11 protein-coding genes are annotated in these 13,021 nt (G+C 42.0%); 10 read left to right on the plus strand and 1 reads right to left on the minus strand.

Annotated features, from left to right (window positions below; genetic code table 11):
• Positions 1-46 precede the first annotated feature (46 nt).
• Complete coding sequence (gene ulaR, locus CZ809_RS19085) at positions 47-823, minus strand: HTH-type transcriptional regulator UlaR (RefSeq protein WP_080159113.1); 777 nt, start codon at positions 821-823, stop codon at positions 47-49.
• Between the two features lie 211 nt (positions 824-1,034).
• Here ulaR and CZ809_RS19090 point away from each other — a divergent pair, with 211 nt between their 5' ends.
• From CZ809_RS19090 to CZ809_RS19135, 10 genes are all read left to right on the plus strand, one after another.
• The gene (locus CZ809_RS19090; RefSeq protein WP_080159147.1) at positions 1,035-1,877 is read left to right on the plus strand and encodes a Cof-type HAD-IIB family hydrolase; all 843 of its coding nucleotides are present in this window, start codon (positions 1,035-1,037) and stop codon (positions 1,875-1,877) included.
• A 9-nt stretch (positions 1,878-1,886) separates the two neighbouring features.
• Complete coding sequence (locus CZ809_RS19095; protein WP_080159114.1) at positions 1,887-2,597, plus strand: ribulose-phosphate 3-epimerase; 711 nt, start codon at positions 1,887-1,889, stop codon at positions 2,595-2,597.
• A gap of 136 nt (positions 2,598-2,733) precedes the next feature.
• Positions 2,734-3,891, plus strand: coding sequence for an iron-containing alcohol dehydrogenase (locus tag CZ809_RS19100; protein ID WP_080159115.1), 1,158 nt, complete (start codon positions 2,734-2,736; stop codon positions 3,889-3,891).
• A gap of 48 nt (positions 3,892-3,939) precedes the next feature.
• A complete protein-coding gene (locus CZ809_RS19105) occupies positions 3,940-4,686 on the plus strand; it encodes an HAD family hydrolase (protein WP_080159116.1) in 747 nt (248 codons plus the stop codon).
• Positions 4,679-5,632, plus strand: a complete 954-nt coding sequence (gene tal / locus CZ809_RS19110; protein ID WP_080159117.1) for a transaldolase — start codon at positions 4,679-4,681, stop codon at positions 5,630-5,632. Before CZ809_RS19105 ends, tal begins: the two co-directional genes overlap by 8 nt.
• A gap of 10 nt (positions 5,633-5,642) precedes the next feature.
• A complete protein-coding gene (tkt, locus tag CZ809_RS19115) occupies positions 5,643-7,637 on the plus strand; it encodes a transketolase (protein WP_080159118.1) in 1,995 nt (664 codons plus the stop codon).
• A gap of 1 nt (position 7,638) precedes the next feature.
• Positions 7,639-8,355: a ribose-5-phosphate isomerase RpiA gene (rpiA, locus tag CZ809_RS19120; protein ID WP_080159119.1), complete on the plus strand. Its 717-nt coding sequence runs from the start codon at positions 7,639-7,641 to the stop codon at positions 8,353-8,355.
• A gap of 47 nt (positions 8,356-8,402) precedes the next feature.
• The gene (locus CZ809_RS19125; protein ID WP_080159120.1) at positions 8,403-9,833 is read left to right on the plus strand and encodes a Sapep family Mn(2+)-dependent dipeptidase; all 1,431 of its coding nucleotides are present in this window, start codon (positions 8,403-8,405) and stop codon (positions 9,831-9,833) included.
• 9 nt (positions 9,834-9,842) lie between these two features.
• Entirely contained in the window at positions 9,843-11,426 is a 1,584-nt protein-coding gene (locus CZ809_RS19130; protein ID WP_080159121.1) for a PTS transporter subunit EIIC, read from the plus strand.
• Between the two features lie 113 nt (positions 11,427-11,539).
• Entirely contained in the window at positions 11,540-12,958 is a 1,419-nt protein-coding gene (locus tag CZ809_RS19135; RefSeq protein ID WP_080159122.1) for an alginate export family protein, read from the plus strand.
• Positions 12,959-13,021: the final 63 nt, after the last annotated feature.

Below are 13,021 nucleotides of genomic sequence, written 5' to 3' on the forward strand. Positions count from 1 at the left end.
GGTATTACTGCCAATCCTTTTTTATTTTCTGGATGGTTATTCGCCATCAGACTACGACAACATTAACTCCTTGCTGACGTAATGACTCAAGAGTCGATTGATCGGCCCCCTCATCAGTAATCAAAGTGTCTAACTTGGATGTACAAGCAAGTAATTTTCCACCGTACTTACCTACCTTACTACTATCAATTAGCGCAACAATACGATCGCCATATTCTAGAAGCTTCTTCTCTGCCATATACACCAATAAATCAGATGTATGGATACCAGCTGCCGTTACACCTGTTCCGGTAAAGAACACAAAGCGGCTCTTGTGGTCGTCTGCGGCTTCTTCATCGGGTGAAATAGTGATCTGGCGTTCAGGCAGATATTGACCACCCAAAATAATGATGCTCTGATGATCTTGGCTGATCAATTGGTAGGCCAGTGGCATAAAGTTAGTCACAACTTGAACATCTCTGTGGAGAAGGTGCTCCCCCATCAGAAAGGTGGTATTACTGCCACTAACGATAATACTATCGTGCTCCTCACACATATCTGCCGCTACTTTGGCAATCCGTTGTTTGGCTGCGTAGCACTCAATATCTTTTTCTTCAGGAATAAAGCTACTTGGAACGTGCGTTATAACCAATGGAATATCATGATTGATCACTTCTGCACCATTACGAATCTTCTTTAGCTTACCTTCTTCTGCCAGTTTAGTGATGTCTCTACGAGCTGTTGATAATGAGATATCTAACATTTTCATATAGTCATTTGTCGTAATAAAAGTGTGACTGTTTAAATGGTCAAGCAAGCTTCTATGACGTTGAGCTTCATTCATTCTTCATGCCTTTAATTTGTTTTGACTTATTTTGACGCACTATGAACTTTTGGGCAAATAAAATCTAATCATGACCAATTTTGACCTCCAATGACGCATTTATTGTAATAAAACGCTTATTTTGGTCACAAAAAAGTCAAAAACGACTTTACATGACCGCAATTGATCGTTTATGGTCATTTTACGTCACAAGAAGTCATTAAAGGCCAAAATGAAGTATCAAGCAGTCATTATTGATTTAGATGGAACATTGTTAAGAGATGATGAGCAAATCTGCTCAAATAATAAAGAAGCTATCACGCTTGCTGTAAAGAGTGGTTATAGCGTCAGTCTCGCAAGTGGTCGACCGCATCAGTTAATGATGCCTTATGTCAAAAAACTTGGTTTGTCTTTACCTATCATCTGCTGTAACGGTGCATACCTTTTTGACCCAATCACCCAGAACATAATGAACCCCCAAGTTTTGGATCGTGATTTCCTTATTGATTTAGTGAGCTTGCTAAATGAAGGACACTTTGCTTTCACTATTTATTCAAGTCGTGGCGTGTTTACTCAAAAAGCGTCAAAGCATACGGAAGACTTGATCAAAAAAGCAGAAGTCATCAACGCAGACATATCAATTCAAGTCATCCCTGCTATCAGTGAACTGCTTGAACAGACAGGAGAGGTATACAAAGTTCTTGTTTCAAGCTCGGACAAAGTCGCTTTGAATCAATTAAGGGATGCTTTGCAAATTCATTGCCAAGCTGATTTATCTGCACCAACAAAACTCGACATTACATCAACGTCAGCCACGAAAGGTCATGCATTAACTCAGTGGCTAAAACAACAAAATATATCCGCTCAAAATACCATAGCTTTTGGAGATGGGGACAACGATGCCTTTATGTTCCGACTCGTCGGAGAGCCTGTTGCTATGGATAACGCTAGCCCTTCCTTAAAAGGGTTAGCAAACCTTATTGTCACTAATAACAACGGTTGTGGAATTGGCCAGTATCTTCGCCTCATGGTTCAAGAAGGTCAGAAAACATACCAACATTCTTTTAATTATTAAGGAAATACCATGAAAAAAGTAAAAATTGCAGCAGGTCTAGCTCACGTAGATTACGGGCACATTGCTGATGTAGTGAAAGAAGTCTCTGACGCTGGGGCTGACTACATTCACTGTGATGCTGCAGATATGCATGACCTGAAAAATCTGCAATTAATGGGTGGACATCAAATCGTTGAAGGTATTCGTCCTTACACTGAAAAGCCAATTGAAGTTCATGCTTACTTCAAAGATTGCGACAAATTATTTATCGATAAAATTGCAGCTGCAGGTGCAAACATGCTGATTCTACCAGCAGAGCATTTTATCGGGGCTCCTCTGTGTTACATCATTAAATACTGTCAAAACTACGGAATGAAATTTGGCTTAACGGTTGGTGCATTAACCCCAGTGTCATTCGTTAAAGAATCTATCTACTACTTAGATCGTTTACACATTGTTATTCACGGTATTACTGATGGCGATGATGAGTGGTTATGGCGTAAATCAGCGATTGCAATGATCCGTGAAGCACGTGAACTCATTAACGAACGTAACCCTAACTGTGAACTATGTGTTGATGGTGGTATCCGTAACCACAATATCGAAGAGCTGCTTAATGAAGACATCGACGTAATGGTTGCCTCTACCAATATATTTGGTCACAAAGATGGCATTACTGCTGGTGTTCGTGATTTCCGCGCTGCAATTGACCAACTCGAAGACAAAGCAGAAGTGAAATAAGAAGAAGCTGAAACAGCTTAACTTTGTCACTTGGCGTAACAGTGATTTATATCGTTGTCGCGCTCAAATCTAATAACGGTGTCGAGCTTCCCCCTTAGTTATGCTCGAGCTTGGCACCACTACCTAGGATTAATTCATGACACAATTTCAATATTATCAGCCGACAAAATTGACATTTGGTGCGGGAGAAATTCAAAAGATTGGGCAGCTTGTTGCTCAATATGGCAAACGATGCCTAGTGGTCAGTGAGCCAATTTTTGATGCTGTGAAACCTGCCTATGATTGTATTTTTGCTTTGTTAGTAGAGCAGGGAATTGAAGTAACACATTTTGATGGTGTGGTACCAAACCCACCAACTACTGTTGTGGAACTTGGCCGCCAAATAGCGGTTTCGGCAAATTGTGATGTGGTGTTAGCAATTGGTGGTGGCTCTTCGATTGATACAGCAAAAATCATTTCTGCGGCTATCAAAGCAGAGTCTTTGGACTGGGCATATTGGTTCGCAACCTATGACTCACCGTTTGGAGACATTCAAGATTTACCCGCTCAAGTTGTTCCTTTGATCGCAGTACCGACAACGTCTGGTACAGGATCACAAGTAACACAAGCTGCAGTGATTACAGACATAGAACAGCACGCAAAACTGACCTTGTTTCATCCGGAGTTCTTTCCTTGCGAAGCGCTGATTGACCCAGAGTTAATGTTAACACTACCACCTCGTATGACTGCAATGACGGGTTTTGATGCTTTTTCTCATGCGTTTGAATCATTCACTGGCACACGTCCATCTCCTTTTGTGGATGCAATGGCGTTAGAAGCCATGAAGCTGGTAGTTGAAAACTTGCCAAATGTTATAGACAACGGAGCAGATTTAGTTGGCCGTTGTGAATTAGCAAAAGCCGACACATTAGGAGGTATTTCACTAGCAAATGGTGGGGCTGGAGCGCCTCATCCTCTTGGAGAGATTTTAGGTAGTAGTAAAACGAACTTACCACATGGTTTAACACTCGCGGTTGTTTATCCAGCGTATGTGCAACTTCAGTGGCGAAAACAGCCGGAGCGCTTTGCGCAAGTAGCTGAGCTCTTTGGTGCTGTGGGAAGCATTGAAGAAAAAGCTCAATCATTGGCTGCACTTATTGTGAAGTTTCTTGAGCGAATTGGCCTCGAGTCGAATTTAACTCAAGTAGGGGTAAATCAAGAAGATGTTCTTAAGCTAGAGCCTGCTTTCTGCTTTGATTTACCGCTGACTAGCGGTGATGAAATGAAAGAAATATTACACGCTAGTTTGGTTTAGAGCCTCTGAGTTTAAAAATAAATTAATAAAGAAAATGGAGACGAGACCATGGAAAAAAGCATCACTACTTCGAATAACACAGCACTGAAATTGGAAAGAGAGGAATTCATTGCCAGTGATGTTCAAGCATTGATTTTTGATTTCGATGGACTTCTCGTAGATACCGAGACTTGTATGTTTAAAGCTTGGGAAGCTTTGTTAAAAACCTATGATGTTGAAGTATCGCCTCTTCAGGTTGCTGGTCTAGTTGGGAGCTCAGTACCAGCAACTTCTCTCTATCAATTATTTAATCAAGCATCTCATCAAGCATTGTCGAATTATGACATTCGCCAACTTGTTGAGGAGAAAGCATATCGCTTGATTGAAACTATTTCTGAGCGCGAAGGTGTTCGTCAATACCTTGAGTTTGCAAAGTCAAAAAATTGGAAAATTGCACTAGCAACAAGCTCTGAATTTAAGCATTACCATCCAATTTTATCTCGATTAAATCTCACCCACTTCTTTGATTGTTTTGTCGGTGCAGAAGACATTGTCCCAGCAAAACGTAAGCCTCAACCAGATGTATATTTAGCCGCCTTAAATCAATTAGGTGTTTCTGCCCATCAAGCCATCGCATTTGAAGACTCTCCTCCTGGTGTTCAGGCGGCTCGATCGGCAGGAATACCAACAGTAGCGGTAACTAACTTGCTCACTTGTCACCTCGATGTCTCGTTAGCCAACGTGGTGATGAGTTCTATGAATGACCAAACCTTACCGCAATTGCTTAATCAACTTATGAGAAATGAAGATGAATAAATTAGAACAATTGAAAAAGTACACTACCGTTGTTGCGGATACCGGTGACATTGATGCGATTGCGGCTTTTCAACCTCAAGATGCCACCACTAACCCTTCTTTGGTGCTAAAAGCGGCTGAGATGCCTCAATACGATCACTTGATTGCTGATGCAGTGACGTGGGCAAAATCTAAAAGCGATGATAAGTCTCAGCAATTAATTGATGTTGGAGACAAGTTGGCAGTCAATATTGGCCTAGAGATTTTAAAAACGGTGCCGGGACGTATCTCTACAGAAGTGGATGCTCGCATGTCATTTGACAAAGAAGCAAGCTTAGCAAAGGCACGCAAACTGATTGCGATGTACAACGAGGCCGGTATTAATAACGAGCGCATTTTAATCAAACTGGCTTCCACTTGGGAAGGTATTAAAGCTGCTGAAGTGTTAGAGAAAGAAGGCATCAATTGTAATTTGACATTGTTGTTTAATTTCGCTCAAGCAAAAGCGTGTGCAGAAGCTGGTGCTTTCTTAATTTCCCCTTTTGTAGGGCGAATTCTTGATTGGTACAAAACCAATACAGAGAAAAAAGAGTACTTACCTAATGAAGACCCAGGTGTCGTTTCAGTATCAGATATCTACAACTACTACAAAGACCACGGTTACGAAACAGTCGTCATGGGTGCCAGCTTCCGTAACGCGGAAGAAGTTTTAGCGTTAACAGGGTGTGACCGCCTGACGATTGGTCCAGCAATCTTAGATCAACTAGCCGCCCAAGAAGGCGATGTGCAATGCCTGCTATTTTCAGCGCGTGATGCGATTAAAACTGCACCTGCATCGATGACAGAAGCTGAATTCCGATGGGAAATGAACCAAGACCCAATGGCAACAGAAAAGTTGTCGGAAGGTATTCGCAATTTTGCCGTCGACCAAGGCAAATTGGAAACAATGATCGAAGCGCGCTTGTAGGAGATGCATGATGATTTCACGTTCAAAACTTGCTGATACGATTCGTGTATTAAGTATGGATGCAGTGCAGAAAGCAGGCTCAGGCCACCCAGGGGCTCCAATGGGAATGGCAGATATCGCTGAAGTACTATGGCGAGACTTTCTAAAACACAACCCAACAAATCCGAATTGGACTGACCGAGATAGATTTATTCTATCGAATGGTCATGGTTCGATGTTGATCTACAGCTTGCTGCACCTATCTGGGTACAAGTTGTCGATGAACGATATTAAATCTTTCCGTCAATTACACAGTAAAACCGCAGGTCATCCTGAATATGGTTACGCGCCGGGTATTGAGACAACAACAGGCCCATTAGGACAAGGCATCACTAACGGCGTGGGAATGGCGTTGGCGGAGAAAGTTCTGGGCGAACAATTTAATCGAGATGGTCATAACATCGTAGATCACCATACTTATGTGTTCATGGGTGATGGCTGCATGATGGAAGGGATTTCGCATGAAGCTTGTTCACTCGCGGGAACACTAGGGCTTGGAAAGTTAGTTGCATTTTGGGATGACAATGGCATTTCAATTGATGGCGAAGTTGATGGTTGGTTCTCTGATGATACGCCAAAACGCTTTGAAGCTTATGGCTGGCATGTAATAGCAAATGTTGATGGTCATAATTCTGAAAGTATCCATAAAGCAATTACTGAAGCGAAATCGATAACAGATAGACCTAGCTTGATTTGTTGCAAAACAATCATTGGCTTCGGCTCTCCAAATAAATCAGCAAGCCATGACTGCCACGGTGCTCCGCTAGGAACTGAAGAAGTCGCACTTGTTCGCTCAAACTTGGGGTGGAAGCACCCAGAGTTTGAAATACCACAAGATATTTACAATAAGTGGGATAGAAAAGAGCAAGGCAAGGCTGATGAACTTAATTGGCAAGCTCGTTTTGATACTTACCAACAAGCTTACCCTGAGTTAGCGGCTGAGTTTACACGCCGTAGCCAAAACTTATTACCAGAAAACTGGGAGCAGTATACGCAAGACTTGATTCAGACCTTGCAAGCAAACCCGCAAACGATTGCAACTAGAAAAGCATCTCAAAATACAATTGAAGCGTTTAGTCCGTTACTTCCAGAATTCTTGGGTGGTTCAGCAGATTTGACACCATCAAACCTGACGAATTGGTCGGGTTCAAAATCAATCTCGGCTCAAGATGCCTCTGGTAATTACTTAAGTTACGGCGTACGTGAGTTTGCGATGTCAGCAATGATGAATGGTATCGCACTTCATGGCGGCTTTATTCCTTATGGCGGCACTTTCTTGATGTTCATGGAATACGCTCGAAACGCACTGCGTATGGCGGCATTGATGAAACAACGCAGCATCTTTGTTTATACCCATGACTCAATTGGTTTGGGGGAAGACGGCCCAACACATCAGCCAGTGGAGCAGATCGCATCATTACGTCTGACACCAAACATGAGTACATGGCGCCCTTGTGACCAAGTAGAAACGGCTGTGGCTTGGAAGTCGGCGATCGAACGCTTTGATGGTCCAACATCGTTGATTTTCTCTCGCCAAAATCTTGTGCAGTTTGAACGTGATGAATCGATGTTAGCCAATGTAGCAAAAGGCGGATATATCCTTTCTGATTGTAAAGGTGAACCTGAGTTGATTTTGATTGCTACGGGATCTGAGGTGGCGCTGGCTATGAAAGCAAAAGTGCAATTAGCAAACGTACGCTGCCGAGTAGTTTCGATGCCAGCAACAGATGTGTTTGATGCTCAATCAACTGAATATCAAGAGCAAGTGCTGCCTAGTCATGTCACCGCACGCGTTGCAATAGAAGCCGGCATTCGTGACTACTGGTTCAAATATGTAGGGCTACGAGGTGACATCGTGGGCATGACAAGCTTTGGTGAATCAGCGCCTGCAGAAGAGTTATTTGAAATGTTTGGGTTTACGGTTGAAAACATCGTAGAGAAATCTAAAGCGGTTCTGGAGAGATAGTATGGCAATGACAACGCGTTTTATTGACAACATCAGCCATGACTGCCTGCGAACTAAGGCTGCGAAAGTAGCCTTAGAGCATGTAATTGATGCGCTAACGCCTTCAAGTGTCATTGGAATTGGTACAGGTGCAACCGTCGAAGTCTTTATACAGTTATTGAAACAGAGTGGAACGGAGTTTTCTCACTGTGTATCGAGTTCTGAACGTTCGAGTAAGGCGATTGCAGAGGCTGGCTTGAAAGAGTTGGCAATTGCGGAGTGCGACCGTGTCGATTTTTATATTGATGGCATAGATGAGGGTATGGCCGACGGCATTACAGTGAAAGGTGGAGGCGCAGCGTTAGCGCGTGAAAAAGTGCTCGCGACATTAGCAATGAGCTTTATCACTATTGCCGATAGCGGCCGTTTAGTCAATCAACTAGGGCAATTTCCGTTACCAGTGGAGGTACTGCCAGCTGCACAGAAAGCGGTTTTCAACGCTTTACGAAGTTTAGGTGGAGAGCCTGTGCTAAGGGAAGGCTGCTTGACTGATAACGGCAACATAATCCTTGATGTTTCTGGCTTAGATCTTACTGAGCCTAAAAGTCGAGAAAGAGAATTAAATGCGATTGCTGGAGTGGTTGAAAACGGCATCTTTGCGCAGCGTTCAGCAGATTTCATGGCGTTCTCAAATAGCGAAGGAACACATTGGTTATCGAGGATAATGAAACCTCAATAATAAGTCTATTTAAGGCTTACTCAGTAACGATTAATTAGGGACTAAACATGATGGAAAGCAATTTATCACCCCGTTTTCAGGGCTATCTTGACCAACATCACCAAGCGTTCTTGGATGATTTGTCAGGGTTAATTGCTATTCCGTCTGTGCGAGACTTAACCACAAGTGAAGAATGCGCACCATTTGGCCGCTCAATTAGACAGGCTTTCGACTACTTAATTGAACTCGCACAGCGTGAAGGCTTTGAAGTGAGAGATCATCAAGGTTATGCGCTAGATATTTGTTTTGGTCAAGGTGAGCAAGAAATAGCAATTTTGCACCACGTTGATGTCGTTGAAGCCGGTGATTTAAATGAATGGAATACACCGCCATTTGAAATGCATAAACAAGGTGATGAGTTATACGGTCGAGGCGTTACAGACAACAAAGGCCCTTTGATGGCAAGTCTGTACATCCTCAAGATGTTTAAAGCACTAGATGTGAAGCTCGATAAAACGATTCGACTCATTATCGGTGGTGCAGAAGAGACAACTTGGGAATGTGTAGAACATTATTTTAAGCACAATCCTCAGCCAGAATATGGTTTTTCCCCTGATGGTGACTTCCCAATCGTCAATGGAGAAAAAGGAATCCTATATGCGTCATTTCAACGAGAACTCCCAACTCTCACAGACGTAGGAAATTGCCAGATAATCAGTATTGAAAGTGAACGTGATAGAACATCTACTTGCTATCAATTAACTGTGTACTTAGCTGGTAAAAAAGCAGCTGAAGTTGCAGCAAGGTTTGCAACTTTTGCCAAAGTAACGCTCGTGGAAAATAAAGCGGATATTGATAACTCACAAAAGGAGCTGTACTGCGTTGAATTATCGACGCCATGGGAGAAGTCCCGCAATCCGCATAAAGTTGACAACTGTATGGATCAGTTTGTTCTTCAAATGCGAGATGTTGACGGTTTAGATGCTCATTCTCAAAGCTTGATTGAATTATTGGATGGATGCTTTGCGCAAGCAAGCGATGCTTCCAAATTAGGACTCAAGTATCAAGATGATGAAATGGGAATAACAACTTGTTGTATTTCGTCTATTAACCTCGATCAACATAGTTACAACTTAGATTTTGATTTTCGGTTTCCTAAAGGCCTGACTATCGATGAAATTCGTACCCAACTCCAATACTTGTCCCAACAATATGGAGTGAAATTGATTGAACAGCAGTACTTACCTCTATCTTACCTCTCACCCGAAAGTGATCTTATCCAAGTTATGGGAAAAGCTTATTCCGAAGTTACAAGAACGGACGCTCAATGTTTTAGCAAAGGCGCAGCTTCGTATGCGCGAGCATTAAACAACGGCGTTGCATTCGGACCTACTTTTCCTGGTGATGTGACTTGTGTTCATGAGCCCAACGAAAGGCTCAATATCAAATCATTAAAAAGAGCAATAACAATATACGTAAAAGTTCTCGTGTCACTTTAGGAGTAAATTATGAGAGATAAGGTTCAAGCACTTGCTGGAGGTATGATGGTATCTATCATCGTACTGGTTATCGCAGGTATATTTATTGGTATAGGTGCAGGCATTGTAAATCAAATGTCTGCAACTAACTCTGTTATTTGGGCATTCTTCAAACTGATGTTAGATCTAGGTTTGATGGTGATGCGCAACCTACCTCCATTCTTCGCGATTGGTTTAGCTTTTGCACTCGCTAAATCAGAAAAAGGATGGGCAGCCTTTACCGGTTTTACTGCGTTCATGTGTTTCAATGTAGCTATCGGCTCGATTGCTGCATTTCACGGTTGGACGACTGAAACCACCAGTGTTGCATCTTTGATGGATAATGCTGGTTACGACAAAGTTGCTGCACAAAACTTCAACTCTTTATGGGGAGAATCTCTAGGCATTTTCGCTTATAACATGGGTATCTTCAGTGGTATTCTTGTGGGCTGCATTACGGCTTGGATTCACAACCGTTTTTACAAATTTGAAATGCCTACGTTACTCAGCTTTTTCTCTGGCCCACGCGCGGTAGTGATTTTCACTTACTTTGCTATCATGCCAATTGCTCTCTTCGTTTACTACGCTTGGCCACCAATTGCTGGTGCTTTACAGTCGATAACAACGCTTATTACCAGCTCTGGTATCTTTGGTTCATTCCTTTTCGGGGTGTTTGATAAAGGCTTATTACCATTTGGCTTGCACCATTTGATCGCTTTCCCTATTGAGTACACGCGAGTAGGCGGCGTAATGGAAATTAATGGTGTGGTTTATGAAGGTGTTCGTAACATTATGAATGGCCAATTAAGCTCTCCAGAGGCAACAAGCTACATTACCCATAACTTCACTAGCGGACGTATTCCAATTCAAATTGGTGGTTTAACCGGTGCGGCTTATGCGATGTATGTGACAGCGAAAACACAAAACCGCAAGAAAGTTGCAGCCATCATGGTGCCAGCGGTGTTCACTGCGGCAGTGATTGGTATCACTGAACCTCTAGAGTACACATTTTTATTTGTTCAGCCTTTATTATTCTTTGTCATTCATGTGCCTCTAAATGGTTTAGCTTATGTGATAACTGAAATGATGGGCGTATCTATTCATGGTAATCAGCTATTGTTCATGGTGCCTAACTTACTTCAACCAGAGAAAGTGCATGCATGGGCTCTGATATGGATAGTTCCTCTGTATTTCGTTATTTACTTCTACACCTTTAAGTTCTTTATCTTGAAGTTTGACTCGAAAACTCCGGGTCGTGAAGAAGATAATGGTGATATAGCACTGTACTCTAAAGAAGATTTTAAAAAGAAAAAAAAGCAAACCTCAAAAGACCTGCCTGCTGAAATTATTAAAGCACTAGGCGGTGCCTACAATATTGAAAACGTAGCTAATTGTGCCACTAGACTGCGTGTTTCATTGCATGATGAATCCTTAGCGGCAAGCGATAAAATTTGGAAACAAGAACTTAACGCTATAGGAGTAGTAAGGATGAATAAAGGTATTCAAGTGATATACGGTGCTAATGTCATAACAATAGCCTCTGGTATTAAAGAAGCCTTAGGTATTGATTCCTAACAACGTATTTCCTTATGTAACCCTACAGTTACAAGCTTTATAACTCATGATTTTTCCTGTGACCCCGCGTCACAGGAAGGGATTCATGCACCTGAAATATGGATATTATAAAAATGAAAACAATAATAAAACATGTGATCACCTTACTTTCTCTATGCATTTCTGGCGTTCTACATGCGAGTGAAAATACAATAGCGGATTGGCCAGAACGAAGCCCTATGGTGTTCTGGGGAGACAGAGCCAATGAAGATTGGAGCTATGTTGACGATTTGAAAGAGAGCCAAAAAAGCTTCTCTGAGAAATTAAAGCGTTTAGACATTGATGAAAGCGGTGACTGGAAAATTTCTTTTAGTGGTAATGTAAAAGTGGCTCTCGATAACCGTTGGAACCATATGTACGATGGCGAAAATCGTAAAAAAAATGAGCTTCGGACTCGTATGCAGTTTGCGACAGATGTGACGTATCAAGATTGGATGCGCCTATTCGGTGAGATTCGCACTAACTACACTAATCTAGATAATCCTGGGCCAGTGGATGATGCTGGTACGGATTTCCAACAATTGTTCGCAGAATTTAAGTTCCTTGACGATGGCCAACAATATTTAAGTACACGACTTGGTCGTCAAGAAATTTACTTAAATGAATGGCAAATGATGAACCGTGAACCAACGCCGGTACAGTCTAGTTGGAATGCTGCAAGCGCGAAGTATAGTGTTTCTGGTATTAATTTTGATGTTTATTACGGTGAAGAAGTCTTCCCGCTCTATAGCGATGGTAGCTTTAGTGGTAATTGGGATGACAAAACTAACGGTAAGAAATCAACAGGTTTATTCGCGAATTGGCAAACAGATCTCGGCACGATGCAAGCTTACGTAATGAGTAATCAGCTGACAAACGAAAGCTTTGTTAATGCTCCTGATGGTGATGTTGATATTCAAGTTTTGGGTATTCATGCTCATGACTTCGTAAGTGAAGGCTTTGGTTACATGTTTGATGGTGTGTACCAATTTGGTGACCATGCAGGTAAAGATATTTCTGCTTATATGGCTTACGTAGACTTGAATTACAATTGGAAGGCAGACCGGAACTATCGTTTAGGTTTGAACCTACACTATGCTTCAGGTTCGGATAAAAATAGCGATAAGGTCAATACCTTTAACCCGCTATGGACCGGTGACCCATTAGGATTCGCACATGATGGGGCATATGGTAATGCCATGCAGGTTGGTTCGTATACCGTCATTGAATATCAGCCAAAGCAGTCAATCATTGCTGGCTTCATGTCGACATGGAGAGCAAACACCGATGATGCGATTTATACGTTAAATCAAGATGTATTGTTTGGTGCTGAATCAGATGAAAAATACGCTTATAGCCAGTTTTATCTGCAATTCCATAACTACATTACAGGTAACTTAAAGTCGGAGGTGAATATGTACTACGCTCTAGACAGCGACTATACCCGTGATGTGGTAGGCAGCTCGAGCGATGATATCTCACGAGTTGAATTTACGCTAATTTATAACTTCTAATCCAGTAGTCATTACTACAAAAACAGTAATGTATTTTAGCTCAACTTGTAAGTTGAGCTGATT

The sequence above is a fragment of the Photobacterium piscicola genome, assembly GCF_900166965.1.
GTDB classification, from domain to species: Bacteria; Pseudomonadota; Gammaproteobacteria; order Enterobacterales; family Vibrionaceae; genus Photobacterium; species Photobacterium piscicola.